The organism is Acinetobacter sp. FDAARGOS_559, assembly GCF_003940475.1.
Classification (GTDB): domain Bacteria; phylum Pseudomonadota; class Gammaproteobacteria; order Pseudomonadales; family Moraxellaceae; genus Acinetobacter; species Acinetobacter baumannii.
Genome location: NZ_RKJG01000005.1, coordinates 1,030,425 through 1,057,393, shown reverse-complemented (window position 1 = coordinate 1,057,393; position 26,969 = coordinate 1,030,425). Strand labels below are relative to the sequence as shown.

Here is a 26,969-nt window from a genome sequence, read left to right as displayed (position 1 = left end):
AATTATCAAATATGCGTATTTGTTTGTAGATATTGAAGAATCTGATTTGGATGAAGTGGACGGCTAAAGAAAAAGCCTTGTAAAAAATCACATTGCTGCTTTTGTAGATAAATAACTTGTTCTTTGGTTTCTACACCTTCAGCAACTAGCTTTAATCCCATGCTTTTACCCATCGCAATCATCGCATTCACAATTGCTTCTTGTTTTTGATCACCGATTTTCAAAACAAAGGCTCGGTCAATTTTCAAAACATCGATTGGGTATTCTGTTAAATAAGCTAGCGATGAATATCCAGTGCCAAAATCATCTAGTGCAATTGAAATATTACGTTCTTTAATGGAGTGTAATAGTTTTTTTACATTGTCAGTATTATCTAATAAAGCAGATTCCGTGATTTCTAGTTCTAAATTTGAACCATCAAGATGATATGTGTCTAAAACTTCGTCTAAATCACTGAGTAAAAGACCTCGATGAATTTGTTGAGCAACAATATTTACAGAAACTCGAACATCGGCATAGCCAGCTTTTTTCCATTCTTGTAGCTGTTTGCCAACTTTATCTAAAACGACTTTACCAATATCGGAAATAAGGCTACTACGTTCAGCAAAAGGAATGAACATATTCGGCATAACTAACCCTTTTTCAGGATGCTGCCAGCGAATGAGGGCTTCAAAACCTTTAATCGATTTGTCATTTAAATTAATTTTTGGTTGGTAATACACCACAAATTCATCATTTTGAATGGCTTTACGCAACTCTTGTTCTAAGTCTGCTGTCTTATATGGGTTTGTAGTTTTATTACAATAATAGCTAATAGTGTTGCCACCTAAACGTTTTGCTTCCGACAACGCTTGTTCGGCATGATTGTTGAGGTGATCAATTTGTCGGCCATGCTCAGGGAAACAAGCGACTCCAATAGAAGCTGTAATGAAATATTCTTGTTCATCAATATAAAAAGGCGCATTTAAAGCTTGTAATATATTTTGGCAATATTGCTCAATGTTGGGATGAATAGGTGATATTTCATAAATAATTGCAAAATCATCACCGTTTAAGTAAGCCACTAAAATTGCATTGATATTGGTCAGTCGTAGTCGCTGTGCAAATTGTTTAAGTAACTCATCCCCACTATCATTATTTAGAAACTCATTAAATGCTCTAAATCTATCGATATTAATACGTATTAAAGCCAAATTTTTAAAACTATAAGATGGATTAACAAGATATTGATGTAATTGATTATAATAGTAAAAGCGGTTAGGAAGGTGAGTTAAACTATCATAATTTTTTAAATAAGATAAATGCTGCTCTTGTCGCTTTTGGTCGGTTAAATCACGTGCAAAACCAATATAATTAATAATTTGATTGTAGTCATCTTTAACTGCATTAATATGAAGCCATAAATAGACACTTTTACCCGATGTAAACTTTTCATCAAATTGGCCCATATATTCACCAGTTTTTAGAAGTTGTTGAGTAATGGAGTCGTGAAATTGTTGTTGCTGTAGCTTCTGATTTATTGTGATATTAAATAGCTGCTGACTTAATAATTCAGATTTTGAAAAGCCAGTTAATTTCTCATAATAGGGGTTAACTTCAATATAGTTGAGTTTTTCATCTAGAATAAAAATTCCTTCAGCTGCTTGCTCAAGCACAATCGCAGAAAGTCTCAAATGTTCTTGATCTTTTTTTTCCTGATGAATATCTCTGGTCATTCCAACCATACGTAAAGCTTTATTGGTTTTAGGATCACGGCTAATGACACGTCCTACGTCATGAATCCAACGCCAAGAACCATTACGACGTAAAATGCGGAAAGTAATATTGAAGTGATCAGACTTTCCTTCCAAGTGTTCTTTTAAACGTTCATCAAATAACTTTCGGTCATTGGGATGAATGCGCTCTAAAATTGACTTGAGGTGTAAAGGAGTATTTTGAGTTTGTTTTTGTTGATCAAAAAACGTTATTTCTAATTTTTGTTTCTCAATATCCCAATCCCACGGTCGGATACCTGCTGTTTCATGTGCAAATGCTAAATTATGATGATGGCTTTCAAGCCTCTCATTCATTTTAGTGAGGTCATATGTCCTTTCCCGAACCTTTTGTTCGAGCAAATGATTATTAAATTGAAGCTGTGCTTCAATATCTTTAGATTTATTTACTTCTTGTTGGAGCTGTACACATAACTCTTCAGCCCATTGAGTATGCTGTTCTGCTACTTGAACAAGTTGTTTATTTTTAAATAATAGTTGAGAAATTTTTTGATAGTTACGCTGAGTTGCATAAGCACAAAGTAAAGTTGCGACGAAAGCTAAATTATAAGCAAAGTAAAAGGGGAGTTGGGTGATTTGAGAATGAGTAAACTGTCCAATAATGAGTGGAACTGTACTTGGAATAAAGAGTAAATAAAAATATCGAGGTTGTTGAGTTAAAAATGTAAGACCAATTATGTGGGCTGAGGTAATAAATAATGCTATGAGGATATGAACATCAGAAACAGATATTAAAGTGTCAGGAAGGGAAAAATGCAGAACAATGATATTTATTCCCATTAAAATTCCAGACGCCAAACAAATGCCTTGTAGCACTAAATCTGTTTTCTTAATGAAATGAATATCACGATAATGTGTTAATAGCTTTGGGACAAATAATAGACAAGTAAGCGTCAAAATAGTAAAGCCAATTGACCAAATAAAGTTTGTAATGTAAGAAGTAAAGTAACAAAAGAAAATAATAGCTGAAATTAGGCACAGTAAAATTAGGCTAACAAGATACCAGCGGATATATTGAATTGAGAGGCGAAGCTGCTCAATTTTTGTTTGATGCTGTAAATATTCTTCCTGAAGGCCAGACATAAGATTTTTCTATCCTATTTTTTTACATTTATACAGAAAGAATCTGATTTATCAGTGGAAAAAAATTTAAATTAATATTCATACCGTAAAAGTAAGTTAACTTTAATTGTTGATTTAATCAATGTTCAATAAGTTTATATGGATAAAAACCGATAATTTAAAATAGATAATGCTACAACAGGTGCAGTTTCAGTACGTAATACACGGTCCCCAATACACCAGTTCATAAATCCAGCTTGATTGGCTTGAGTAATTTCATTGTCACTTAAACCACCCTCAGGACCAATTAAGAGGGCTAGTTCAGGTTGTATTCCTGCCAATACATCTTTTTGCTCTTTTTCAGGAGCTAAAACAAATTTAGATGCAGGAAGGTCAGATGAGTTTAACCATTCATAAAGAGAAATAGGTGCTAAAACTTCTGGAACTAAATTGAGTCCACATTGCTCACATGCTGCAATTGCAACAGCTTGCCAATGATCTAATTTTTTTTGATCGCGGTCGTATTTCAAACGCATTTCGCAACGTTCACTGGTCAAGAGCTGAATCTTACTGACGCCAAGTTCAGTTGCTTTCTGAATGGCATAATCCATTCGGTCACCTTTACTCATGACCTGACCAAGAATGGCTTTAAATGGGGCATTACGGTTTACAGGATTAAAATTCTCAATAGTGACAAACGCATTTTTTTTATTAATTTCGGTCAATGTCGCGAGATACTCACCACCTTGGCCATTAAATAGTATGGCTTGTTCTTGTAATTGTGCGCGTAAAACACGTACCCAATGATGGAAGACTGATTCAGTTAGTTGAATTGTTGAGCCAACTGTAAGTTCAGTTTCGATAAAAAAACGATTCATTGGGTACGCCTTACAAAATTAATTTAAACCAAGGTCAACAACAAGCTGACGAGTTGGTTCGACTTGGTTCATTGAGTAGAAGTGTAAGCTTGGTGCACCACCTGCAATGAGGCGTTCGCATAGCTTAACAACAACTTCATGACCAAAAGCTTTAATACTTTCACTGTCATCGCCATAGGCTTGTAATTGCTTACGAATCCAGCGAGGAATTTCAGCACCAGTACCATCTGCAAAGCGAATTAAATTACTTGCATTGGTAATAGGCATGATACCAGGAGCGACTGGAATGTTAATTCCAGCTTTTTCCAAACGCTCTATAAAATAAAAGTATGAGTCTGGATTAAAGAAGAATTGAGTAATTCCCGCATTGGCACCAGCTTGTACTTTTTCAATAAAACGTTGGATATCTGAGTCAAGGCTTTCGGCTTGAGGATGCATTTCTGGATAAGCCGCAACTTCAATATGAAAGTGGTCGCCTGAGTGCTCACGAATAAAACGTACTAAATCTTGAGCATAAGGAAGTTCGCCAAGACCAACCTGTCCAGATGGTAAGTCACCACGTAAAGCGACAATACGGTCAATGCCTTGAGCTTTGTATAAATCGAGTAGTTCAGCAATACGCGTCTTATCATCACCAATACAAGAAAGGTGAGGGGCAACAGGAGTGCCTTTACCATTGAAATCTTCAATAGCAGCAAGTGTGCGTTCACGAGTAGAACCACCAGCACCATAAGTAATCGAGAAAAACTCTGGATTTAATTGCTGTAATTCTTGGTGAACAATACGAAGTTTTTCAGCACCAGCATCAGTTTTTGGCGGAAAAAACTCAAAAGAAATAGGTGTACGTTTAGTCATGTCAAATCCTTGTAAACAGCGAAACATTTTTAGAAAAAAGGGCAGTCGGTTCACCGTCTGCCCTTATGTTCTTAGTATTTGTAAGCGTCAGATTTGAATGGCCCCTCAACAGCAACGCCTAAATAATCAGCTTGCTCTTGAGTTAACTGAGTAAGTACACCACCGAAACCTGCAACCATTGCAGCAGCAACTTCTTCGTCAAGTTTCTTAGGAAGAACTTCTACGCGAATTTTTGCAGCTTTTTCACTTGCAGGTAGGTCGGCAAATTTCTCTTGGAATAAGTGAATTTGACCTAAAACTTGGTTAGCAAAAGAACCGTCCATTACACGTGATGGGTGACCAGTTGCATTACCTAAGTTTACAAGGCGGCCTTCAGAAAGAAGGATAAGATAGTTGTTTTCGTCTTCTGAACGATAAACTTGGTGAACTTGTGGCTTAACTTCAACCCACTTGTAACCACGTAAATAAGCCGTGTCGATTTCTGTATCGAAGTGACCGATGTTACATACAACTGCACCAGCTTTTAAGCTGTCTAACATTGCTGCATCACACACATGGTAGTTACCAGTTGTTGTTACAACAAGGTCAGTGTTGCCAAGAAGATCGTGGTTAATGTCTTCTTTTTTACCTGTTTGTACGCCGTTTTTGTATGGAGATACAACTTCATAACCATCCATACATGCTTGCATTGCGCAAATTGGGTCAACTTCAGTTACACGAACGATCATGCCTTCTTGACGTAAAGATTGAGCAGAACCTTTACCTACGTCACCGTAACCGATCACAAGCGCACGACGGCCAGATAAAAGCATATCTGTTGCGCGTTTGATTGCGTCATTTAACGAGTGACGGCAACCATATTTGTTGTCATTTTTAGATTTAGTAACAGAGTCATTTACGTTGATTGCAGGTACTTTTAAAGTGCCGTCTTTCCACATTTCGATAAGACGTTGAACACCTGTTGTAGTTTCTTCCGTAATACCGTGAATGCGCTCTAAAAGAGCAGGATATTTTTCATGAACAAGAGCAGTTAAGTCACCGCCATCATCCAAGATCATGTTGGCATCCCAAGGTTGGCCATTTACATTGATTTGTTGTTCAAGACACCATACATATTCTTCTTCAGTTTCACCTTTCCAAGCAAAAACTGGAATACCGCGAGCAGCAATTGCAGCAGCAGCGTGGTCTTGAGTCGAGAAGATATTACAAGATGTCCAACGAACTTCAGCACCTAATTCAACAAGCGTTTCAATAAGAACCGCTGTTTGAATGGTCATGTGGATACAACCAAGAATTTTTGCACCAGCAAGTGGTTTAGAAGCTGCATAGCGTTTACGTAAGCCGATTAAAGCTGGCATTTCTGCTTCAGCAAGTTTGATTTCTTTACGACCGTAGTCAGCAAGTGAGATGTCAGCAACTTTGTAATCTGTAAATGAAGCATTAACCGCGTTCATCAGGATCTCCTAGGAAAAAATAGTATTGATCATTCTGTTCGCGGATGCCGTTGTTGGTTAAAACAACTGTTTAACCGATCGTCGAGCCTGGCAAAATGATCTTTAGTGCCGATCATTTGTCGCAGCATCCCTCGACTAGCGGAACATTGTACTTGGAAAAGCTTTTAGTGCCAATCCAGTTTTGTTTATTATCTGCGTAATTACGACTTTAGATTTAAATTATGGCCTTAAATATTCCCGAATCTTTGGCAAACCTCGAAGCGAACTGTGGCCTTTTTGCAGTTTGGATGGTACTTCAACATCATGGAGTACCAATTGATGTTGCTGAGCTGATTAAAGTTTGCCGCTATGACGATGAAGGAACTTATACGATTGCTTTAGCCGTTGCTTTAAAAAAGTTGGGCTTTGAGGTGTCATTTCACTCAGATCATGATCCTAACATTAGCCCAAGCGAACGCATGAGCTATAAAGAAGCAAAGGTATTAAGAATACCAACTGGGCCAGCGCTGAGCTATCAAGATATTCAAACAGAGACGCAAAATGGAAAAATGGTGATTGTGTACTACGACACTTTAGAAGGGGTAGGGAATCAGTCGCTCATTTATTCTATAGATCAAAATGAAATCTGCTTTTTTGATAGTTTTGAGCCGATGTCGGCAGCAGTTTTTGAGAATCAACGTAAAGCAGAAGGTATTTGCCGTCAGGCTGTCGTAATTGGTGACCGTAATTTAAATATTCATTCGACTAAATTGAATTAAACTTAAATGAGCCAGTAAAGTGCTGGCTCATACTGAAGTTATTGTTGTTGATATTCTTGAATGACTTCTAACGCAGCCCGGAAAGCTTCCTGAGTAGCAGGGGCACCGCAATATGGCAGGCTATGCAATAAAGTTTCCTGAATTTCTTCAACTGTACAACCATTGTTGAGTGCACCACGAACATGGCCCTTGAGTTCTGTTGGTGATTTGAGTGCAGTTAACATTGCCAAAGTAATTAATGAGCGATATTTACGTGGCAGCACACCTTCACGTTGCCAAGTCGATCCCCATGCATGTTCATTAATCCAGTCTTGTAAAGGCTGGGTAAAGGGCACAGTATTTTCTTGGGCACGTTTTACAAAAGCTTCTCCCATCACTTCTGTGCGTACTTTTAATCCATTTTCGTAATCTTGCTTAGACATTAATTTCTCCTAAAAATAAAAGCGTCGAGTGACGCTTTTATGGCTGTTTATTAATTAATGCGAATCAAAAATGATTGCAATAGTGAATTAGTGGAGGCATCAGTCATACTATTTGATGAGGATTTGATAAAGGTAGGTCTTTATTTAACTTTTCATCAAAAACATCGGTAAGCATGCTATCGAATCGAATTGCGTTGTACTGCAATAATTGTTGAGCTTCGCTTTCAGAAATAAAGCCTTCTTTTATCGCTTGCGCAATATTCTCTTCAAAAGTAAGACCCGTAAACTTGCCTTTGGATTCAGCTTTCTTAAACTTATCCCAAAGCGGTTCAATGGTTCTTAACATTTGGAACGTGTGCTCTAGACGGCCAGTGACATCATTAGGTTCAGTTGAATAGTACACATGGCGTTTGAGTTGCTCTCTAAACGGATGTTCTTCCATCATGAGTTCAGCAACTTGTTGTTTTAACTCATCGTCAGGTTTTGAAATCACACGACCTAACGGGAAGCATATCCATTTAACAAATGCTGCTGGAAGCTTGGCTGGGAAGTTGTCAAATAGCCCCCAAAATGCTTCCTGAATATTCAAGAATGCTTTTTGCAGTGCTAGTTTGGCATGAAGTTGTTCAGCTTCAGTTTTTTGTCCAGCCTCATAATATTTTAAAATTGCAGTGGCAATAAACAAGTGCGCGTGAATATCTGCCAAGCGGCCTGATAGCATTTCTTTACGCTTTAGATCTCCTGCGAGTAATCCTAGCGCCATATCGGAAACAAGTGAAAAATTGGCGCTAAAACGATTGATGGTTTTATAGTAACTTGCAGTGAATTGATCTGCTGACTGAGGCGCATCACTCGAACCACCTGTCCAACCATAAGCAAATGATCTAGCACCGCGGTTAAAGGTATAGGCTAAATGTTTAAACAACAAATCATCGAATTTTTGTACGGCATTGGCTTTGTCGTCAGACTGAAGTAATTGCAATTCTTCAAAAAGATAAGGATGACAACGCATTGAGCCTTGACCAAAAATCATCAACGAGCGGGTTAAAATGTTTGCACCTTCTACCGTAATGGCAATTGGAATCGCTTGATAGGTGAGAGCAAGGAAATTGCGTGGTCCAAGTTGAATTGCACGTCCTCCAGCAATATCCATTCCGTGATTAACCACTTTACGCATTGTTTCAGTTGCATAGTATTTTGCCATGGCAGTCATTACAGCAGGGGTTCCACCTTGGTTTAGACCACACGTCACTAAATAACGGAATGCTTCAAGCATATAGGCATCGCTGGCAATTTCACTGCTTGCTTCTTGTACACCTTCAAACTTGCCGACAGAAATATTGAACTGTTGACGAATTCTTGCAAATGCACCGACAGTGAGATAGCTCATTTCACCTGCGGCCGTGGCCAATGCTGGCAGTGAAATACCGCGGCCAACACCTAAGCATTCCATCAGCATGCGCCAGCCTTTACCAGCATTTTCTTGTCCGCCAATAATCCAGTCAATTGGAATGAAGACATCTTCACCCTCTACTGTCCCATTCATGAATGGAGAGCCTGGATAATGTCGTGCACCTTTTTTTACGCCTGCATGATTGGCTGGAATTAAAGCACAGGTAATCCCGTACTCAGTTTTAGTTTTATCTCCAAGTAAACCTTCGGGGTCATAAAGTTTAAATGCTAGACCGACCACTGTGGCAATTGGAGCGAGCGTAATCCAACGTTTAGAGAAATTCATGCGGAGCCCAAGAACTTGAGCACCTTCATATTCGCCATAGCAGACTACACCCGAATCTGGAATTGCACCTGCATCTGAACCTGCTTCCGGACTGGTTAAACCAAAGCATGGAATTTCTTCACCTTTAGCAAGTCCCGGTAGATATTGCTGCTTTTGCGCATCTGTACCGTAATGCATGAGTAATTCACCGGGTCCTAATGAGTTAGGAACCATACAACTCACCGCAGCAGTTAATGAACGCGAGGCAATTTTGCTCATAATGCGACTTTGAGCAAATGAGCTGAACTCTTTACCACCAAAGGATTTTGGAATAATAAGACCCAAGAAGCCTTTATCTTTAATGAACTGCCAAACTTCAGGAGGAAGGTCTTTTAATTGATGGTGAATTTCCCATTCATCAAGCATGCTACATAGCACTTCAACTTCATTATCAATAAAACTTTGTTCTTCTGGTGAAAGTGTAGGATAGGGATATTTTTCAAATTGCGACCAATCTGGAGCCCCCATAAATAACTCTTTTTCCCACCAGCTTGTTCCTGCTTCTAAGGCTTCTTGTTCAGTGGTACTGATGCTCGGCATTGAGTTGGCCAGAGTTTTATATGCAGGTTGGGTAATTAAGTTAAACCGTAAAGGTTTAAACAAAATAATAATGCTAAGTGCAATAAGGGGAATCCCTAAAAGTAATGCCCACGGCGTTAAAATGAAAGCAGTAAGTATGGCTACAGCAATCGTAATAACACTACCAGTGACTCTATTTAGGTTAAAAAAGAAAATTGCCCATATTGCAACAAGCTGAATGACAATACTTAAAACAAAGAGTAGGAAAATCATACTTGCTCCTTGCTAGATAAGCCCTCAAGTTAGAAATAATAAAAAAGCGAGGAGAGATTTAAGGCTTAACTAGCGAATTTTTTAATGCTGTTTAAATTTGATTTTTTATGTCGCAATTGATGTATATGCTAGAGCAGGGATATATCGTGCTTTTAGGTATAAAATATTTTTGAATGAAAGTGTAATGGCTTGTTTTATCGATTTGTCAAGAAATGTTATTGATTTTCTTGTATAAATAAAAAAGCCCTCATAATCTGAAGGCCTTTTTAATACTTATGAAGTGTTAAGCTTCGATTGCTTGTACCGCAATTTTTTTCGCAGGATCTACCTTGCGACGAACTTCAGGAACAGGTTCACCATAGTATTGGCGATCAGCAAAATAGCTTGAACGAACCATTGGTGCAGACCAAATATTTCTAAAGCCAAGTTTACGGCCATGCTCTGCATAACGTTCAAATTCTTCTGGTGTTACAAAACGGTCAATTGGTGCATGCTGTTTAGAAGGCTGCAAGTATTGACCAATAGTGACATAGTCGACATCGTGAGCACGTAAGTCATCAAGCAATGCAATGACTTCTTCTTCAGTTTCACCAATACCCACCATCAAACCACATTTTGTTGGGATGTCTGGGCAGTATTCTTTAAACATTTTTAATAGGTTTAAAGAGTGCTGATAATCTGAACCTGGACGCATCGCTTTATATAGACGAGGTACAGTCTCAATGTTGTGGTTAAATACGTCTGGTGGACATTCGGTCATAATGCGTAAAGCAATATCCATACGTCCACGGAAGTCTGGTACTAAAATTTCAAGTAATGTATTTGGGCTAAGTGCGCGAGCTTCTTTAATACAGTCCACAAAATGTTGTGCACCGCCGTCAAGCAAGTCATCACGGTCAACCGAAGTGATTACTGCATATTTGAGCTTAAGATTGGCAATTGTCTCTGCCATGTGGCGTGGTTCATCAGGGTCCAATGCATTGGGACGACCATGCGCTACGTCACAGAAAGGGCAACGACGTGTACAAATATCACCCATGATCATGAATGTTGCTGTACCACCGCCAAAGCATTCTGGAAGGTTCGGACAAGCTGCTTCTTCACAAACGGTATGGAGTTTTTGAGCACGTAAAGTCGTTTTAATACGCTGAACTTCTTCTGGTGCCGTCATCTTGACACGAATCCAGTCAGGTTTACGCGGCACTTCAACCGTAGGTACAACTTTTACAGGAATTCTTGCGACTTTTTCTGCGCCACGAAGTTTTACACCCTGTTCAGGTTTACGGTGTTCTGACATATTTAACTTTTCCACTCGTTTATAGAGACATTGACATTGTATTATAGCGGACTTCTACAAGTAATAGCGGAAAATAACTATTCATATAATAAATGTGGCTATTCAGAAATATAGGGTTGAGAAATACATAAATTCACCGCATATTAGCCATAATTTATTATAAAATATGGTCATTCAACAGAGGAAGGAGCTTTCAATGCCACGTAAAAAAGAGGTCGTTAGTGGGAATTTCGTTAAGTACGATGCGGTAGTTCTCGGTTCTGGACCTGCAGGTGAAGGCGCGGCAATGAAGCTTGCAAAAGCTGGTAAGCGTGTTGCAATTGTAGATGTACGTGATCAACTCGGTGGTAACTGTGCACACGTAGGAACCATTCCAAGTAAAGCATTACGTCAAACAGTTTCTAGCATTATTCGCTATCAGCGTGATCCAATGTTTCAAAAAGTAGGTGAATGGAAACAGTTCACTATGAAACAGGTCTTGCGTAATGCGCACAAAGTGATTCAACAACAGGTTGATACGCATACACGCTTTTATGACCGTAACAAAATTGGTGTCTTCCATGGTCGTGCATATATTCAAGACAAAAATACAGTTTTAGTTTTTAGCCACGAAGGCATTAAAGAAACAATTATCTGTAAGCAAATCGTGATCGCGACAGGTAGTCGTCCTTATCATCCGCAAGGTCTTGATTTTGACCACCCGCGCGTATTTGATTCGGACAAAATTCTTGATCTTGATTACTCAATTCAAAAAATCATTATTTACGGCGCAGGTGTTATTGGCTGTGAATATGCCTCAATCTTTATTGGTTTAGACCACAAAGTTGATTTGATCAATACTCAACAAAAACTCTTAAGTTATCTAGATGATGAAATTGCCGATGCTTTGTCTTATCACTTACGTGAACAGGGCGTGTTGATTCGTCACAATGAACAAATGGATCATCTTGAAACATTTGATGACCACGTTGTTCTACATTTACAAAGTGGTAAAAAGATTAAAGCTGATGCGATTCTTTGGTGTAATGGCCGTTCAGGTAACACAGAAGGTTTAGGTCTTGAAAATGTTGGGTTGGTACCAAATAGCCGTGGTCAACTTTCTGTAAATGATCAATATCAAACTGAAGTTGAAAACATCTATGCTGCTGGTGACGTGATTGGTTGGCCTTCACTTGCTTCGGCTGCCTATGACCAAGGGCGCTGTGCTGGTGCAAACATGAGTGGTGAAGATGCGAAGCCAGTACGTGATATCCCTACAGGTATTTATACCATTCCGGAAATCTCATCTATTGGTAAGAATGAACAGGAATTAACGGAAGAGAAAATTCCGTATGAAGTCGGTCAGGCTTCTTTCCGTCATTTAGCGCGTGCACAAATTACCGGTGATACAGTAGGTGAGTTGAAGATTCTTTTCCATCGTGACACTTTGGAAATTTTAGGTATTCACTGTTTTGGTAATAATGCTGCTGAAATTATCCACATTGGACAAGCAGTTATGCACAGCCCAAACAATACTTTGAAATATTTTGTTGAAACGACATTTAACTATCCAACCATGGCTGAAGCATACCGTGTAGCTGCACTTAATGGTATGAATCGTTTATTTTGATTTTAAATAAGTTTTTCATGAAAAAGCCCGCAAACTTGCGGGCTTTTTTATTTTTATTAGACCATATGTTTTTTATATTTTTATGACAATGTACAGAGTGATTTCAGCGTCTCATCCCTCTAGTGTGCACAAAATGCTTGATTAAAATATTCAAACAAATCAGGTGTCTGTTTCCATAAAACAATAGATAAAACCAGAAGAGCTAAGATGAGGAAAGTCACAATTGTTTTCAAAAGTACGGCATTATGCGTCATGAATAACAGCCTCCTCATTTACAAAGAAATGTACGATTACCCCTAATATACTCAATGCGATAGAACAGAGCCAAATCGCATTGTAATTACCTGTTAAATCATGGTTAACACCACCAAGCCAACCACCAAAGAAAGACCCGACTTGATGGGTGAAAAATACAATACCACTTAACATTGAAAGGTATTTAACACCAAACATATTTGCCACGATACCATTGGTGAGAGGAACCGTAGAAAGCCATAGAAGCCCCATGATAATACCGAAAGCATATACTGTATAAGTGCTTAGAGGTAATAATAAGAAAGCAATGATTGCGATGCCGCGGCTACCATAAAGTGCCATTAATAACTTAGGTTTCGAGAAACGATCTCCTAACCAGCCTGCGCCATAAGTCCCTACGATATTAAATAATCCGACTAAAGCAAGAAACACTGTACCTGTAGCGGCATCAAAGTCGTGGTCGATTAAATAACCTGGTAGGTGAACACCCAAAAAGACAACTTGGAAGCCACATACTAAAAAGCCTAAAGCTAACCACCAAAAAGGTTTATGTTTTCTCGCAATGTGAAGTACTTGTTTAAAGGTGAGCTGAGGTTGGGCAATTGCTTTTGGGGTTTGGTTGCTTGGCCCTTTTAACATCCATGCTAGAGGAATAATAAGAGCGATTAACAGCGCACTTACCATTAAAGCTGATGACCACCCCACTGTCTTAAGTAAGAGAAGGGTAGAAGGCAGCATAATAAATTGGCCAAAAGAACCGGCTGCACTGGCAATACCCATTGCCATACTTCTTTTTTCTGGCGGAGCAGCTCGGCCTACTGCGCTAAGCAGAACTGTAAAAGAAGTTGCTGATAAAGCTAAACCAATAATCAGACCTAAGCTTAAATTCAAAATGAGTACACTTGAACTAAAAGCCATTAAGAGTAAGCCAAGGGTATAAAGTAATCCGCCGACTGTTACCACAACTTTACTGCCATATTTATCTGCAATTGCCCCAGTAAAAGGCTGAACTGCACCCCAGATTAGATTTTGCATGGCAATTGCTAGACTAAAAACATGCTGTCCCCAACCGAACTCATGACTCATCGGGACTAAATAAAGCCCAAAACCATGTCGTACACCTAGTGACAAAGCCAAAATAATGGCACTTCCAATGAGCATATAAATGAGTGATTGAGAAAACTGATGGCTTGTTTTAGTCATTGTGAGTAGAAAATTATAAGAATGTGATAAATCATTGTAGAAGATATATCGAATAATATCGATATATCTATAAAATTATTTTAAGAAAAATTAAAAAGTATCTTAGAGATTTCGGATTATTATGAAAAAGGTGAAGAAGCAAAAATCATTTGTGATTTCTGCTTCTTATCAGAATTAAGCTGCTGAATTGCGTTCAAGTAGAGCCTGTTCAAAAAGTACTTTTTCTTTTTCTTTGTGCTCGGTTGTGAAGCGAATCAAAATTACACTACAGCCTGCAACCATAACCAGTCCACCTAAAATAAATAGACAAGTTTGAATATCAAGTACGCCTTTTAGTAAGAAACCAGCTGCTACTGCGCCCACATTTCCACCTGCGCCAATAATGCCTGCGACGCCGCCTAATGCATTTCGGTCAATAAAAGGGACCAGTGCATATGTTGCTCCGCAAGCCATATGGGTAAACAATGCAAAAACTGTCATGGAAATAATTGCAAGAGCTACGACGTTCATTTGAGAGAAGAGTATTAAGAATAAACCTTCGCCTAAAATCATCAGTACAAGTACTTTAGTACGTCCGTCTAAACCTTTTTTGAGTGCGACTTTATCGGAAATAATACCGCCCAATGCACGTGCAAATAAGGCAAGAAGTCCAAATATACCTGCGGTTAACCCTGCTGTTTTTAAATCCATTTTGAATTGGTCAACATAGTACATTGCGGCAACATTATGGATGAAAATTTCAATACCAAAGCAAGCACCATAAGCGAGGAATAAAATCCAGACACGGTAGTTACGAGCCGCTTGCATTAAGATTGCCATGCCACCTTTTTTACCACTACCCACCTCAATACCTTGTGCACGAACTTCTTTAAAGTTTCCTTGAGGACAGTCTTGGGTAAGTTTCCAGTAAAGAACCCCAACAATTACCATCATTACGCCTGGTACGATTAATGCAACGCGCCAACCCATAGTTTGCTCGACACCGAACATGACAATTGCACCGAGTAATAAAGGCATTAGAGCTTGTGTTGCACCACCGCCAGCATTACCCCAACCCGCAGCAGCTGCATTTGCTGTGCCTACGACATTTGGTGCAAACATGATACTGGTATGATATTGCGTAATGACAAAGCTTGCGCCAATTGCACCGATGAGTAAACGGAAGAAAAGAAAAGATTCATAGCTGTTGGCAGCGGCAACACCAAATACAGGAATACTGCCAAGTAAGAGAAGGGTGGTGTAAGTAATACGCGGACCATATTTATCACAAAGTGGTCCGACAGCAAGCCGCACTAAAATTGTAATTGCAACGGCGGCAATATTAATATTGGTAATTTGATCTTTGGTTAAGCCGAACTCACCTTTAATAACGGGCATTAATGGAGCGCAAGCAAACCATGCGAAGAAGCAGACAAAGAACGCGAGCCAAGTCATGTGGAAAGCACGCATGGCTGGGGTTGAAAAACTGAATAATTTAATTTCAGTCGCTTTTTTTGCATCTAAATTAATATTTGAAGACATACGCCGTCCCCCTGAACTGAACGAAATTTTAATTTGCACGACAAAATGAATTGTCTATTTGCATACCGATCAGAGCGGACATCTTTGGCCGTCTTGGTTTATCCATTGAATCGCCATTGATTCATCATGTCATAAATAAAGCAAAGGGCGTGCCAAAAGATAATTTTTACTAAAAGGAAAATCTTAGTTTTTAATTTTATTAGGTTAGTTGTCTAACATAAAAATCATTAGAGAAAAGGAATTAAAAGAAGAGGTGTTAATAAAAAATAAAGAAGGTTGAACTTAGTAAATATGATCCTAAAAAATGCTCATTTTTTTGGCATTTTGGTTTAAAAAGAAGCAATTTTGGCAGGATAAATAAAAAAGCTATAAAAGCTTAAGTAAAGCTTTTATAGCTTGTGTGCTTTTGAGATTTAGAATCGGTAACCCACACCTAAATAAGTAATAAGCGGGTCAATATCAATTTTGCTATTTGCCTGAATTAATTCTTTACCTGTATTTTGATCAGTCACATAAATTTTTGCTTCGCTATTCATTTTCGAATAAGAAACTGAGCCTACAGCAAACAAGTTCGGATTAAAATCATAAGTTGCTCCTACGGTAACGATAGGTGCAAATGTATCTGTCGCTTCTAGTTTCACAATAGGATTAGCAGAAGATGTTTTACGATCTAATGCTGCACCTGCTTTATTATCATGGATATTCTGGATCATGTGACCCGCTTGAATTAAATCAGCTTCAATACCGGAATTCATTTTTAAATCATTAAAGTATGCATACATCACGCCAGCTCCGATATAAGGACGGAACTTATTTACACCTGTTTTACCAAATTGATAATGTAGCTCAACAGCTGGTAACCATGCACGTGCGGTCGCAGCCTTACCGCCCTGAGAAAGATCAGTAATATGAATGTCTTGCTTTAAAGGAATATCTCCACCCGCTTTGGCAATACCATCTCCGATGATTCCTCCAATCACAGTTCCATCTTTTAGTGGAGTCGCTTTTCCAGAGAGGGGAGCGTAAATATTACCTTTTCCATTAATATCTACTTTAGGGGGAATACCACCTTTAATTTCTAAAGATAAATTATCCGTAAAGTTGTAGTTAAACATAAGACCAACGGTATCAACATCAGCAGCTTCTAAGCCAGAACCTTGTTGTTCCCATTGAGAAAGACCATTAATTTCTGCTGTACCCGCAAGTGATGAGGGAAGAGTGTCTGTAAACTTATCAAGAAGGTTAATAGTGCTATGCCAAAATTGTCCTGAAGATTTACTTTGATCGATTGCGTCTAAAACGGCTTTTGTAGATACATCTCCAACTTTAGATTTTGTACCTTCTGCAACGCTAGTATTGATATTGACAGGATTTCCTGAGCCTTGAGGCATAGCATGGAGCCAACCAGCTGAGACTGAAAAACGTTTGAAACCATCACCATCTTTTAAACTAAAATATGGGGAAGCGGCGGAAGTGACTGTTGGCAGAGCAAATAAGGCAGCTGTCATACAAAATAATGACTTTTTCATCATAAAAGGACTCCATGTCCGAGCATTTGTTTACTGATTTTTATTGAGCCCACCATAACGCGTTTTATTGAAATAATTGTGTATTAAAAATTAATAATTGTAATTTTTTTGAAATATTTGTTTATATTTGGAAATTTTTATTAATAAAAAGTACAAAATAAAAAAGAAAAGGCTACATAAAGCAGCCTTTTATTAATTTTGATTAAATTATTGATTGAAGCGTGAAAGATCTTCTTCTGGGCGAGCTGTTAATACTTCAATCCCTGTTTTAGTGACTAAAATAGTATGTTCATATTGAGCTGAAAGTTTATGGTCTTTGGTTACAACTGTCCATTTGTCACCAAGCAATTTGGTTTGCCAAACCCCCGCATTTACCATAGGTTCAATAGTGAAAGTCATACCAGCTTCTAAACGCATGCCCGTACCAGCTTGGCCATAGTGCAACACTTGAGGTTCATCATGGAAAACGGTACCAATGCCATGACCACAATATTCACGCACTACGCTAAAACGCTCTGATTCGACATATTTTTGGATGGCATGTCCAATATCGCCTAAATACGAACCATCTCTAACTGTTGCCATTCCACGATACATCGCTTCTTGAGCTACTTTACATAAACGATTTGCCAGAATAGAAGTTTCACCACCCACGATATACATCATGTTGGTATCGCCATGATAACCATCTTTAATGACGGTCACGTCGATGTTAAGGATATCGCCGTTTTTTAAGATTTTATTTTCAGAAGGAATACCATGACATACAACATGGTTAACCGAAGTACAGATAGAGTGTTGAAAAGCAGGGCGTCCTGGCGCACCACCGTAACCTACACAGGCCGGAATAGCGTGCTGTACATTTTCAATATGATTACGACAAATCGTATCAAGCTCGAGTGTGCTTACACCAGCTTTAATATGCGGCTTGATCATATCTAGAACTTCAGCCGCCAGTCGTCCTGCAATGCGCATTTTTTCAATTTCATCTGGAGTTTTGATTAATCGACGTGGAGCTGTATAAGTACTGTTCATGATCTCTAAAAACTTTTGGTAATTTACAAGCGTCTATGGTATAAATAGCCGCCCATTTTATCAAATGCTTTTCGTGAATATCTTTTACGAAGAATTTTGATAGGTGGAGTAAAAATCCGCACATATATCGTCACATTACTCTGGGTGCCCGTAAAAAGGTGGAGAATGCGGATATATGGAGGCCTAACCCAACTTTTAAGGTAAAGAAAATGGCAGATTACAACGTAAGCATGCGCGACCTTCTTCAAGCAGGTGCGCACTTTGGTCACCAAACTCGTTTCTGGAACCCAAAAATGCGTCAATACATTTTTGGCGCGCGCAACAAAATTCACATCATCAACCTTGAGCACACTGTTCCTGCGTTAAATGATGCTTTGAACTTCGCTAACCAATTAGCAAGCAAAAAGAATAAAGTTTTGTTCGTTGGTACAAAACGTGCTGCTTCTAACATCATCCGTGAACAAGCTCAACGCGCTGGTCAACCATACGTAGATCACCGTTGGTTAGGTGGTATGTTGACGAACTGGAAAACACTTCGCCAATCTATCAACCGTTTAAAAGATCTTCAAACTCAATCTCAAGACGGTACTTTTGCTAAGCTTACTAAACGTGAAGCTTTAGAACGTACTCGTGAGATGGAAAAACTTGAGCGCTCTTTAGGCGGCGTTAAAAACATGGGTGGTTTACCTGACGCATTATTTGTAATCGACGTTGATCACGAAGCGATTGCAATCAAAGAAGCGAAAAACTTAGGTATTCCTGTTATCGGTATCGTTGATACAAACTCTAACCCAGACAACGTAGATTACGTTATTCCTGGTAACGACGATGCGATCCGTGCAGTAACTTTATATGCTTCAGCTATGGCTGATGCAATTCTTGCTGGTAAAGAATACGCTCAATCTCAAGCGAACGCTCAAGCAAAAGGCGATGACGCTGCGAAAGACGCTTCTGAGGCTTAATGCGTTTTGACGCAGGCTTGTCATTTTTGCGACATGTAATGGTGGCAAATTAAGCGTCGAGAGTGCAAACGGCCCAGAGTTTCTTTGGGCCGTTTTTGTTGAACAGATTTATTTTCTACCGATTTTAGGAGATCAACATGACTGCAATTACTGCAAGCATGGTAAAAGAATTACGTGACCGTACTGGTCTTGCAATGATGGAATGCAAAAAAGCATTAACAGAAGCGAACGGTGACATCGAACTTGCTATTGATAACCTTCGTAAATCTGGTCAAGCTAAAGCTGCTAAAAAAGCTGGCAACATTGCTGCTGACGGTGCAATCACTATCGTTCAAGACGGTAATAAAGCGATCTTAGTTGAAGTAAACTGTCAAACTGACTTCGTTGCTAAAGACGAAAACTTCTCTAACTTTGCACACACAGTTGCTGCTGCTGCATTAGCTGCTGGCGAAACTGATGCTGCTAAAATTGCTGAATTAAAATTAGCTGATGGCCAATCAGTTGAAGAAGCTCGTATCGCGCTTGTTCAAAAAATCGGTGAAAACATCCAAGTTCGTCGTGCGAAAATCGTTGAAGGCGAACAATTGGCTATCTATAAACACGGTTTAAAAATCGGTGTTGTAGTTTCTTATACTGGTGATGCTGACACTGGTAAAGGTATTGCAATGCACGTTGCTGCATTCAACCCAGTAGCAGTAAATGCTGAAGCTGTTCCAGCTGACCTTATCGCTAAAGAGAAAGAAATTGCTGAAGCGAAAGCGTTAGAATCTGGTAAACCAGCGAACATCGTTGAGAAAATGGTAACTGGTTCTGTTGAGAAATACTTAAACGAAGTTGCTCTTGACCGTCAAATGTACGTTATCGACAACGAGAAAAAAGTTGCTGACGTACTAAAAGCAACTGGTACAAATGTTGCTAACTTCGTACGTTTCGAAGTTGGTGAAGGTATCGAGAAAAAAGCTGAACTTAGCTTTGCTGAAGAAGTTGCTGCTGCTCAAGCTGCTGCGAAGTAATTCGTATCTTCAAAAAAAAGCCCCCTATGGGGCTTTTTTTATCTCTGTTGAAAACGGAATATAAAGATGACAAATAAAAAGAATCTAGGTATTGGCGGCATAATTGTTTTATTGATTGCTGCATATTTGGGTCTGGACTTATCTGGGCATAAAAACAATTCGACACCATCATCAAGCATACCTGCGAATCAGCGTACTGAAACGACGTTTTCAAATGATGGAGTAGATACCATAAAGGCTGCTTATGAACGTAGACAAAGTAACATTCAAGTGCAGGGTAGTGGTCGAGTAAAAGCAATCTTAAGAGAAGATAATGATGGGTCGAGACACCAGAAATTTATTTTGGTATTAAAAAATGGACTTTCAATTTTAGTAGCACATAATATTGATTTAGCACCAAAAATTGAAGATTTAAGAAAGGGTGATATTGTCGAATTTAACGGGGAATATGAATATAACGCAAAAGGTGGAGTATTACATTGGACGCATCATGATCCCCAGAACCGTCATGAAAATGGTTGGCTAAAACATAATGGTCGTATTTATCAATAGAAAATAGGATATCCATTTCCCCATAACAGCAATTTTGTTCTATGCATCTTTTTAAAACATGCTATGTTTTTTGTAGATAAATAGATGAGATGTATATATGCACCGGGAACAGGCTGACTACTTGCATTTGCGAGAGTTGGGCGGTTTAGAATTATTAAAAGCACATTATCACCAAACACAATTTTCAAAGCATACTCATGAAGGATATTGTATTGGTGTCATTGAAGAGGGTGCACAGTCTTTTTTTAGGACGGGTCAGCTACATGTTGCCCCTAAAGGTGACATTATTTTAGTTAATGCAGATGAAATTCACACAGGCTCATCTGCTGTTGAATCGGGCTGGCGTTACCGTGCAATCTATCCTACACCCGAAATGCTTGCTGAAGTAAGCCAAGATTTTTTTGAGCAAGGCCATGGGGCACCTTGGTTTCCGCAAGCTGTAATTCAGGACTTGGGATTATCTCAACAACTGTGTTTATTATTTGATTTATTAGAACAAAAAGACAATTTTTTGCTTAAAGAAACCATGTATTTATCAACATTAGCATGCTTAATGGTACGTCATGGTAAGTCAAGACACACCTTTTGCGAGTTACCAGAAGCTTATTCAAAAGTATTAAAAGTTAAAGATTTGTTAGCTGATATGCCTGAAAAGAATTTTTCTTTGCAGGAATTGGCTGATATGGTCGGATTAAGTGCATGGCATTTTTTAAGACAATTTAAAAAACATGTAGGTTTACCGCCTCATGCATGGTTAGTACAGGCGCGTTTGCAAAAAGCGAGACAATTATTAAAACAAGGCGTTCAAATTGTAATGGTTGCACAGCAATGTGGTTTTTCTGATCAAAGCCATTTTAATCGTCATTTTAAAAAGGCGATGGGTGTTACACCAACCCAATATGTGGCGAGTCTTAATCTTTAAAATTTATTTGCAGTGCTAACCGCAATTTTGTTCAAGAGAAGCTGAGCTAAATACCAGAAAATCTATAAATAATAACTGTTATAGATGTCTAGGGATGAATACTCATTTAAATCAATCTATTAGATTTTCTAAAAGCCGACCACCGCATCTTTTTTTACGAGGGGCGATAGATATATGTAAGCGTCCGCTGAATCCCATACCTATTTTTTAATTCGATTTAGGTTTCCAGCAGTGCGGCAGTAACTCTTCAATCTGGGTCACTTTATGTGTCGGTAACCTTTTCAGCACATCACTTAAATAGGCATACGGATCCAGCCCATTCAGCTTTGCTGACTGGATTAAAGTCATGATGTTTGCCGCTCGCTGACCACTGCGCAGCGAACCTGCAAACAGCCAGTTCTTGCGCCCCAACGCCCAGGGACGCATCTGATTCTCTACCCAATTGTTGCATATCGGTAGATTGCCATCATCCAGATAGCGGCTTAAGGCTGGCCAACGCTTCAGAGTGTAATTGATGGCCTTGGCGGTGGGAGAACTCGATGGCACTGTCAGATGATGTTGGTTGAGCCATTCATATAGTTGTTGCATCACTGGTTGACTATGCTGTTGTCGGTATTCGCGGCGGTCTTCCGCTGTACCATCGGTCTTTTTCCTGAGTTCTGCTTCTATCGCATACAGTTTCTGAATCAGCACCAATGCCTGTTCAGCGACCTGACTTTTCCCGGTCACATGCAGTTCATGGAATTTACGACGTGCATGGGCCATGCAGCCGACCTCTATGACCTGGCCTGATTTAAAGCGTGCTTTATAACCACTGTAATCATCACAGACTAGATTGCCCTGCCAGCCTTTCAAGAACTCTGCAGCATGCTGGCCTGAACGACTATCCTGAAAGTCATAGATCACCGCCTGAACTGGATTGTACTGTGTGGTGGCATAGGCCCAGACATAACCTTTCTTCGGTTTTTTCTCATTCTCACCCATCCGCATGATGGTGACCGGTGTTTCATCTGCATGCAGCACCCGCTGTTGCAGCACCACCTCTTTTAAGGCATTGGCCAGAGGTTCCAGTTCTACACCGCAGCGACCTATCCAGTCAGATAAAGTTGATCTAGAAAGTTCGATTCCCGCCCGCTGATAGATCAGACGTTGACGGTACAGCGGCAAATGATCGGCATACTTCGATACCAGCACATGGCTGAGCAATTCAGGTGAAGCAATGCCTTTATCAATCACATAGGCGGGCATCGCTTGCTGAGTCAGAGTGTCACACTGATCACAGACCCATTTACCACGCACATGCTGTTCCTTATAGAACTGTGCCGGTCTGAAATGCAGTTTCTCACTGACATCTTCGCCGATACGACGGAGTTGGCATCCACAAGTGCATTGGGTTGATGCAGGTTCATGCTCAATACGGATGGTGTGTAGATGATCTGGCAGTGGTCGACGTTTAGGTTTATTGGTTTTGGCTTTCTGTGTCGCTGCATCGGTTTTATCTGCATTTAATCGTTCTAATTCCAGATCAACAGCAGCAATATCTTCTTCAACCGCTTCATCCCATAGGTGGATTTGTTTTGCCGTTAAGTGTTCATTCTTTTGGGCGAATTTGTGCTTTTTAAACAGCGCCAGTTCATGCTCGTATTTTTGATTGAGAATAGAAAGATGTTGAACTTTGGCATCCAATTGTTGGTTTGATTGTGCTAGAGACTGATGCTGCATCGCCAACTGTCTGGTGAATTCCAGCAGTTGTTCATGGGTCAGTTGGCTTAAGTCAGGCAGCGTATTCATGACCGCAGTATGCCTGAGGTCATGAAGAGAATGAAATAGAACGTTTGGAGGATGGCAGAATGGTCGAGCTTGGTTTAGAGCATATTCACCACTTGCTGCAATCCAATTCTCTGCCAGGGCAAACCTTGGATTAATGCCTGTAACTGTTCCGGGCTGAGGGCCACGGTTTCACCTTGGTGAACTTGAGCCCAGTGAAATTTACCCTGTTCCAAACGCCGGGCACACAGCCAGATGCCCAGTCCATCATGTACCAACACTTTCATACGATGACCACGTTTATTACAGAACAGGTAGGCGCAATGCGGTTTGATGTAGCCAAAGGCTCTCACCACCTGAGCCATGACAGTATCCATTCCTGCTCGCATATCCATGGGCTGGGTAGAGAGCCAAATTTCATTGATACGGATCATGTTGCCAGTGCCTTGAGTAATTCTGCCAAGGCAGGTATTTCTGATGTCTGCCATTTTAGCTGAATATCATTATTCGTATGAGGCACGGTGATACACAACGTGATCCTCTCATCAATAGGTTGGCTGATTGCAGCAGTGTAAGGCAAAGCAATAAATGCTGGATTCACATGAGTAGGATCCTGCACGGCACCCTCATGATGGCTGAAGATCCTGATCCAACGACTGACAAGGTTGGCATTAATACTATGTTGCAGTGCGACCGAAGCGATCGAGGTATTAGGATTTTTACAGGCATTGACAATACTGAGTTTGAATTCTTTGCTGTATGTTCTGCGTTTTTTAGCAACAGGAGGTGTTGCTGAATATATATCCATGTTCATGGATTAAGTCCCCACTTGTTTTTAGGTGGGAACTAAATTAAGGCTTATAGGACCGCTTGGTAAGGCTGTGTTAGCCGGATGCTTACAGATATATTGCCACTATCTATTTCGGTTATACCATGGGCTATTTTAGCTGGATCAATGGCAATTCATGCGGGTTTATCATTTTATAAAGCACTAGCGATGTCAGGAATTGTGTTTGCTGGCGCTGCGCAATTAGTAAGTTTAAGCATGGTGATGGAAGGTGCATCGTTATTAACCATCTATGTCACTATTTTCTTTCTTACTGCTCAACATTTTATTTATGCTTTAACTTTAAGAAATGACGTTTCTATTTTACCTCTCTCAAAAAGACTAACTTTAGGGTTTCTGCTTACCGACGAATTATTTGCAGTAAGTGTTCCTAATGAGAAAAAACATCCTCAATACTTATTCGGAGCAGGTCTTTGCTTTTATTTATTTTGGGTGGTTTTTAGTTTAGTTGGTATTTTATTAGCAACCGCGCTACCTAACTTATTAAATTATCATTTGGATTTTTCCATTATTGCTATTTTTGTTGCCATGATTGTTCCTATGTGTAAGGGGAAGCCTGTAATGGCAGGCATTTTAATGACTTGTGTCAGTGGTTTTGTACTTAAGTATTTTCATATAGAAGGAGCCATTCTAATTTCTGGTTTATTGGGGATGTTTATTGCGGTAATAGTCGAAAATAAAATGGGAGAAAAATAAAATGTCATGGCTCATGATTTTAGGACTGGCAGCTATCGTATTTTTTAATCGTTATTATTTTTTGGAACCAAATGTAAAAGTTAAATTACCAGTACTTATGAATAAAATGTTGAATTATTCAGCTCCTTGTTTATTAAGTGCTATTTGTATTCCAGTAATTTTTTTTGAAAATAATGAATTAAGAGGATTTTTAGATAATCCTTACTTATACGCAACGATATTTTGTACTATCGTGGCTTTCTATTTTAAAAAAGTGTTACCGAGCGTTCTGCTGAGCCTGGCATTTTTTTATTTTATAAATTTTCTAATAAATCATTAAGTTAAAGCTGAATCTTTTTAGGATTCAGCTTCTTAAAAATTTATTGAGCAATCAGTTTCTTCTGACGGCTTTTCCAATGAGGTAATATCTTTGCAAGATAAGCATCCATACACCAGACCGGACCAATCAAGAGAAATTGCAAATCTTTAAAGAAAGAAGGTTTTTTGCCTTCAACTTTATGTCCATAAAATTGTCCAATCCAGGCAAACACAAAAAGAGCAATATAAAATCCTACACCTACTGGCAGAACATAAATAAGCCATGCCATCACAACAAGTAGAGCAGCCATTGCTACTGCAAGTACAAGATCAAGCCGAGCATAAAAAATGAGGGTCAGTACTACGAGTAAAGCGGTGAGTAGGGCACTAAAGTGAGCAATAATTCCAATAATCGAAAATAAAATAGCTGGAACACATACCCAGTGAATTTTCTTATTTATCGGGTTTTGATGACTTTCACTATATTCATCAAACCATTCACCGATAGATTTCATAGACCTTGTTCTCCTTGTCTAATTTTGAGTCATTCTTTTTCTGTTTATATTTTATCCTCTCGTTATCGGGAGAGACAAGACAAGTTGTATATCGACATGTTTGTTAAATCAAGTAAGCCTAAAATTTAAAGTTTATTCATTTCAGCACAAAAATGAAAAACAGTACTGAAGAAAGGGAGGGATGAGCTCAAAAATTTTAGGTTATTTATTTGTGATTTTGAGAGAGACAAATCCTCAAAAAAACCTCATTTTCATGAAGAATGGGAAAATAATAGAAAAATACTCAACTCATCTTGTCTTAAAACGCGTTAAACAATTCTTTTTAGACTAAAGTGGTACTAGGGTAGCGGAATTATTTTAAAATGGCTGTAATCGAAAAATATGCGCAAAAATCGATAAAGAATAAATCATTGTGTTTTTGGGTTAAAAAATAATCATTTTTGTAATGAAAAAACGAGTCTAGACACAAAATTTTTATAGGGTCTTTTTGCTCTTTTTTATATTAAAAAAGCCACAACTTAACTTGTGGCTTTTTCATGAACTCGAGGAGTAATCGCTTATGAAGTAGGACCGTCTACACGCTCAATACTTACTTTAGCAGTACCAGCATTGGTAATACCAAGGCGTTTAGCTGCACCGTATGATAAATCAAGCACACGATTACCATGGAAAGGACCACGATCGTTTACTTTTACCACTACGCTTTTGCCATTGTCTTTGTTGGTGACACGGATATAACAGTTAAGCGGTAAGCTACGGTGAGCAGCAGTAAGTGCATTCATATCGAATGTTTCACCACTTGCAGTTTTACGGCCATGAAATTGACGACCATACCACGATGCCATGCCAGTTTGGCTAAACTTACGAACAGTATTTGAAGCTACTGTGTTAAGTTTTTCAATCACTGAAGGCTCATCTTCAGGGATTTCAATTTTAGCTGCGATAGCTTGACGACGGATTTGATCGCCAGAACGTTCAGTGATTGAAAGACTGTTAATGTTAGAGAAACGAGAATTAAAGTTTTGAGTATCTTTACTCAACACACGTGCAGCTAAATTTGCATTTGGACCATCTACATCGCTATTTAATGATGATGATTGCATCATTTCAGCGTGCAGTGGGGCCATGCTTAAACTAGCCGTCAGTGCAAGAATGTATTTCAGCGATAACTGCATTTAT

At 39.1% G+C, this 26,969-nt stretch carries 23 protein-coding genes and 2 pseudogenes; 9 read left to right on the top strand and 16 right to left on the bottom strand.

The annotated features are described in order from the left end of the window. Positions 1–5: 5 nt before the first annotated feature. From EGS71_RS06570 to ahcY, 4 genes are all read right to left on the bottom strand, one after another. On the bottom strand, positions 6–2,855 hold the full coding sequence (locus EGS71_RS06570) for a putative bifunctional diguanylate cyclase/phosphodiesterase (RefSeq protein ID WP_000016034.1): 2,850 nt from the start codon (positions 2,853–2,855) through the stop codon (positions 6–8). Between the two features lie 134 nt (positions 2,856–2,989). Further along, positions 2,990–3,712, bottom strand: a complete 723-nt coding sequence (locus EGS71_RS06565) for a 16S rRNA (uracil(1498)-N(3))-methyltransferase (RefSeq protein WP_001078578.1) — start codon at positions 3,710–3,712, stop codon at positions 2,990–2,992. An 18-nt stretch (positions 3,713–3,730) separates the two neighbouring features. After that, on the bottom strand, positions 3,731–4,567 hold the full coding sequence (gene metF / locus EGS71_RS06560; protein WP_000167014.1) for a methylenetetrahydrofolate reductase [NAD(P)H]: 837 nt from the start codon (positions 4,565–4,567) through the stop codon (positions 3,731–3,733). A 71-nt stretch (positions 4,568–4,638) separates the two neighbouring features. Next, positions 4,639–6,021, bottom strand: a complete 1,383-nt coding sequence (gene ahcY, locus EGS71_RS06555; protein WP_000994845.1) for an adenosylhomocysteinase — start codon at positions 6,019–6,021, stop codon at positions 4,639–4,641. Positions 6,022–6,242: 221 nt separating this feature from the next. Here ahcY and EGS71_RS06550 point away from each other — a divergent pair, with 221 nt between their 5' ends. Next, positions 6,243–6,779: a cysteine peptidase family C39 domain-containing protein gene (locus EGS71_RS06550; protein ID WP_001196980.1), complete on the top strand. Its 537-nt coding sequence runs from the start codon at positions 6,243–6,245 to the stop codon at positions 6,777–6,779. A gap of 38 nt (positions 6,780–6,817) precedes the next feature. On the opposite strand, the gene EGS71_RS06545 is transcribed toward EGS71_RS06550, so the two are convergent. The 3 genes from EGS71_RS06545 to lipA all read right to left on the bottom strand — a co-directional run bounded on the left by EGS71_RS06545 (position 6,818) and on the right by lipA (position 11,067). Beyond that, entirely contained in the window at positions 6,818–7,201 is a 384-nt protein-coding gene (locus EGS71_RS06545; RefSeq protein ID WP_000043121.1) for a carboxymuconolactone decarboxylase family protein, read from the bottom strand. A 103-nt stretch (positions 7,202–7,304) separates the two neighbouring features. Then, complete coding sequence (locus EGS71_RS06540) at positions 7,305–9,770, bottom strand: acyl-CoA dehydrogenase (protein WP_000576659.1); 2,466 nt, start codon at positions 9,768–9,770, stop codon at positions 7,305–7,307. Positions 9,771–10,053: 283 nt separating this feature from the next. Then, positions 10,054–11,067 (bottom strand): lipoyl synthase, encoded by a 1,014-nt coding sequence (gene lipA / locus EGS71_RS06535; RefSeq protein ID WP_001289259.1) that lies wholly within the window; start codon positions 11,065–11,067, stop codon positions 10,054–10,056. Positions 11,068–11,263: 196 nt separating this feature from the next. Between lipA and sthA the strand changes: the two genes are divergently transcribed. Continuing rightward, complete coding sequence (gene sthA / locus EGS71_RS06530) at positions 11,264–12,676, top strand: Si-specific NAD(P)(+) transhydrogenase (protein ID WP_001137505.1); 1,413 nt, start codon at positions 11,264–11,266, stop codon at positions 12,674–12,676. Positions 12,677–12,919: 243 nt separating this feature from the next. Here the strand turns inward: sthA and EGS71_RS06525 are convergent, their stop codons facing one another. The 4 genes from EGS71_RS06525 to map form a co-directional block, all read right to left on the bottom strand. Continuing rightward, complete coding sequence (locus tag EGS71_RS06525; protein WP_000169413.1) at positions 12,920–14,134, bottom strand: MFS transporter; 1,215 nt, start codon at positions 14,132–14,134, stop codon at positions 12,920–12,922. Positions 14,135–14,308: 174 nt separating this feature from the next. Continuing rightward, positions 14,309–15,655, bottom strand: a complete 1,347-nt coding sequence (locus EGS71_RS06520) for an MFS transporter (protein WP_000097625.1) — start codon at positions 15,653–15,655, stop codon at positions 14,309–14,311. A gap of 413 nt (positions 15,656–16,068) precedes the next feature. Continuing rightward, complete coding sequence (locus tag EGS71_RS06515; protein ID WP_002010440.1) at positions 16,069–17,187, bottom strand: OmpW/AlkL family protein; 1,119 nt, start codon at positions 17,185–17,187, stop codon at positions 16,069–16,071. 204 nt (positions 17,188–17,391) lie between these two features. Further along, positions 17,392–18,219 carry a type I methionyl aminopeptidase gene (map, locus tag EGS71_RS06510; RefSeq protein ID WP_001089491.1) on the bottom strand — a complete coding sequence of 276 codons (828 nt, stop codon included), beginning with the start codon at positions 18,217–18,219 and terminating at the stop codon, positions 17,392–17,394. Positions 18,220–18,428: 209 nt separating this feature from the next. Here map and rpsB point away from each other — a divergent pair, with 209 nt between their 5' ends. The 5 genes and pseudogenes from rpsB to EGS71_RS06485 form a co-directional block, all read left to right on the top strand. Then, the gene (gene rpsB, locus EGS71_RS06505) at positions 18,429–19,181 is read left to right on the top strand and encodes a 30S ribosomal protein S2 (RefSeq protein WP_001982118.1); all 753 of its coding nucleotides are present in this window, start codon (positions 18,429–18,431) and stop codon (positions 19,179–19,181) included. Positions 19,182–19,318: 137 nt separating this feature from the next. Continuing rightward, entirely contained in the window at positions 19,319–20,194 is an 876-nt protein-coding gene (tsf, locus tag EGS71_RS06500) for a translation elongation factor Ts (protein WP_000125378.1), read from the top strand. Positions 20,195–20,260: 66 nt separating this feature from the next. Beyond that, complete coding sequence (locus tag EGS71_RS06495; protein WP_000182521.1) at positions 20,261–20,746, top strand: DUF3465 domain-containing protein; 486 nt, start codon at positions 20,261–20,263, stop codon at positions 20,744–20,746. A gap of 97 nt (positions 20,747–20,843) precedes the next feature. Then, positions 20,844–21,668, top strand: coding sequence for a helix-turn-helix transcriptional regulator (locus EGS71_RS06490; protein WP_000554500.1), 825 nt, complete (start codon positions 20,844–20,846; stop codon positions 21,666–21,668). A 94-nt stretch (positions 21,669–21,762) separates the two neighbouring features. Next, positions 21,763–21,870 (top strand): annotated as a pseudogene (locus EGS71_RS06485) (branched-chain amino acid ABC transporter permease); the annotation flags it as partial. Positions 21,871–21,875: 5 nt separating this feature from the next. Here EGS71_RS06485 and EGS71_RS06480 read toward each other — a convergent pair. The 3 genes from EGS71_RS06480 to EGS71_RS06470 form a co-directional block, all read right to left on the bottom strand. Next, a complete protein-coding gene (locus EGS71_RS06480; RefSeq protein ID WP_001094424.1) occupies positions 21,876–23,459 on the bottom strand; it encodes an IS66-like element ISAba25 family transposase in 1,584 nt (527 codons plus the stop codon). A gap of 74 nt (positions 23,460–23,533) precedes the next feature. Next, the gene (gene tnpB, locus EGS71_RS06475; RefSeq protein ID WP_000619347.1) at positions 23,534–23,869 is read right to left on the bottom strand and encodes an IS66 family insertion sequence element accessory protein TnpB; all 336 of its coding nucleotides are present in this window, start codon (positions 23,867–23,869) and stop codon (positions 23,534–23,536) included. Then, on the bottom strand, positions 23,866–24,249 hold the full coding sequence (locus EGS71_RS06470; protein WP_001055589.1) for a transposase: 384 nt from the start codon (positions 24,247–24,249) through the stop codon (positions 23,866–23,868). The genes tnpB and EGS71_RS06470 overlap by 4 nt, the downstream gene beginning before the upstream one ends. A gap of 87 nt (positions 24,250–24,336) precedes the next feature. On the opposite strand from EGS71_RS06470, the pseudogene EGS71_RS06465 reads away from it, so the two are divergent. Both EGS71_RS06465 and EGS71_RS06460 read left to right on the top strand, forming a co-directional pair. Further along, positions 24,337–24,978: pseudogene (locus EGS71_RS06465) on the top strand (AzlC family ABC transporter permease); the annotation flags it as partial. 1 nt (position 24,979) lies between these two features. Then, a complete protein-coding gene (locus EGS71_RS06460) occupies positions 24,980–25,297 on the top strand; it encodes an AzlD domain-containing protein (protein WP_000118658.1) in 318 nt (105 codons plus the stop codon). A 40-nt stretch (positions 25,298–25,337) separates the two neighbouring features. Here EGS71_RS06460 and EGS71_RS06455 read toward each other — a convergent pair whose 3' ends face one another. Both EGS71_RS06455 and EGS71_RS06450 read right to left on the bottom strand, forming a co-directional pair. Further along, the gene (locus tag EGS71_RS06455; protein WP_000835608.1) at positions 25,338–25,790 is read right to left on the bottom strand and encodes a DUF962 domain-containing protein; all 453 of its coding nucleotides are present in this window, start codon (positions 25,788–25,790) and stop codon (positions 25,338–25,340) included. Between the two features lie 557 nt (positions 25,791–26,347). Continuing rightward, positions 26,348–26,965, bottom strand: a complete 618-nt coding sequence (locus EGS71_RS06450; protein WP_001177236.1) for a septal ring lytic transglycosylase RlpA family protein — start codon at positions 26,963–26,965, stop codon at positions 26,348–26,350. Positions 26,966–26,969: the final 4 nt, after the last annotated feature.

What these genes read in the sequence shown, in the direction of transcription:
- rpsB (WP_001982118.1), top strand. Translation starts at nt 18,429, where the DNA reads ATGGCAGATTACAACGTAAGCATGCGCGACCTTCTTCAAGCAGGTGCG.
- EGS71_RS06540 (WP_000576659.1), bottom strand. Translation starts at nt 9,770, where the DNA reads ATGATTTTCCTACTCTTTGTTTTAAGTATTGTCATTCAGCTTGTTGCA.
- sthA (WP_001137505.1), top strand. Translation starts at nt 11,264, where the DNA reads ATGCCACGTAAAAAAGAGGTCGTTAGTGGGAATTTCGTTAAGTACGAT.
- EGS71_RS06525 (WP_000169413.1), bottom strand. Translation starts at nt 14,134, where the DNA reads ATGACTAAAACAAGCCATCAGTTTTCTCAATCACTCATTTATATGCTC.
- EGS71_RS06550 (WP_001196980.1), top strand. Translation starts at nt 6,243, where the DNA reads ATGGCCTTAAATATTCCCGAATCTTTGGCAAACCTCGAAGCGAACTGT.
- EGS71_RS06455 (WP_000835608.1), bottom strand. Translation starts at nt 25,790, where the DNA reads ATGAAATCTATCGGTGAATGGTTTGATGAATATAGTGAAAGTCATCAA.
- EGS71_RS06460 (WP_000118658.1), top strand. Translation starts at nt 24,980, where the DNA reads ATGTCATGGCTCATGATTTTAGGACTGGCAGCTATCGTATTTTTTAAT.
- EGS71_RS06450 (WP_001177236.1), bottom strand. Translation starts at nt 26,965, where the DNA reads ATGCAGTTATCGCTGAAATACATTCTTGCACTGACGGCTAGTTTAAGC.
- lipA (WP_001289259.1), bottom strand. Translation starts at nt 11,067, where the DNA reads ATGTCAGAACACCGTAAACCTGAACAGGGTGTAAAACTTCGTGGCGCA.
- EGS71_RS06480 (WP_001094424.1), bottom strand. Translation starts at nt 23,459, where the DNA reads ATGAATACGCTGCCTGACTTAAGCCAACTGACCCATGAACAACTGCTG.
- EGS71_RS06490 (WP_000554500.1), top strand. Translation starts at nt 20,844, where the DNA reads ATGCACCGGGAACAGGCTGACTACTTGCATTTGCGAGAGTTGGGCGGT.
- EGS71_RS06520 (WP_000097625.1), bottom strand. Translation starts at nt 15,655, where the DNA reads ATGTCTTCAAATATTAATTTAGATGCAAAAAAAGCGACTGAAATTAAA.
- EGS71_RS06470 (WP_001055589.1), bottom strand. Translation starts at nt 24,249, where the DNA reads ATGAACATGGATATATATTCAGCAACACCTCCTGTTGCTAAAAAACGC.
- metF (WP_000167014.1), bottom strand. Translation starts at nt 4,567, where the DNA reads ATGACTAAACGTACACCTATTTCTTTTGAGTTTTTTCCGCCAAAAACT.
- EGS71_RS06515 (WP_002010440.1), bottom strand. Translation starts at nt 17,187, where the DNA reads ATGATGAAAAAGTCATTATTTTGTATGACAGCTGCCTTATTTGCTCTG.
- EGS71_RS06495 (WP_000182521.1), top strand. Translation starts at nt 20,261, where the DNA reads ATGACAAATAAAAAGAATCTAGGTATTGGCGGCATAATTGTTTTATTG.
- ahcY (WP_000994845.1), bottom strand. Translation starts at nt 6,021, where the DNA reads ATGAACGCGGTTAATGCTTCATTTACAGATTACAAAGTTGCTGACATC.
- map (WP_001089491.1), bottom strand. Translation starts at nt 18,219, where the DNA reads ATGAACAGTACTTATACAGCTCCACGTCGATTAATCAAAACTCCAGAT.
- EGS71_RS06545 (WP_000043121.1), bottom strand. Translation starts at nt 7,201, where the DNA reads ATGTCTAAGCAAGATTACGAAAATGGATTAAAAGTACGCACAGAAGTG.
- EGS71_RS06570 (WP_000016034.1), bottom strand. Translation starts at nt 2,855, where the DNA reads ATGTCTGGCCTTCAGGAAGAATATTTACAGCATCAAACAAAAATTGAG.
- tnpB (WP_000619347.1), bottom strand. Translation starts at nt 23,869, where the DNA reads ATGATCCGTATCAATGAAATTTGGCTCTCTACCCAGCCCATGGATATG.
- EGS71_RS06565 (WP_001078578.1), bottom strand. Translation starts at nt 3,712, where the DNA reads ATGAATCGTTTTTTTATCGAAACTGAACTTACAGTTGGCTCAACAATT.
- tsf (WP_000125378.1), top strand. Translation starts at nt 19,319, where the DNA reads ATGACTGCAATTACTGCAAGCATGGTAAAAGAATTACGTGACCGTACT.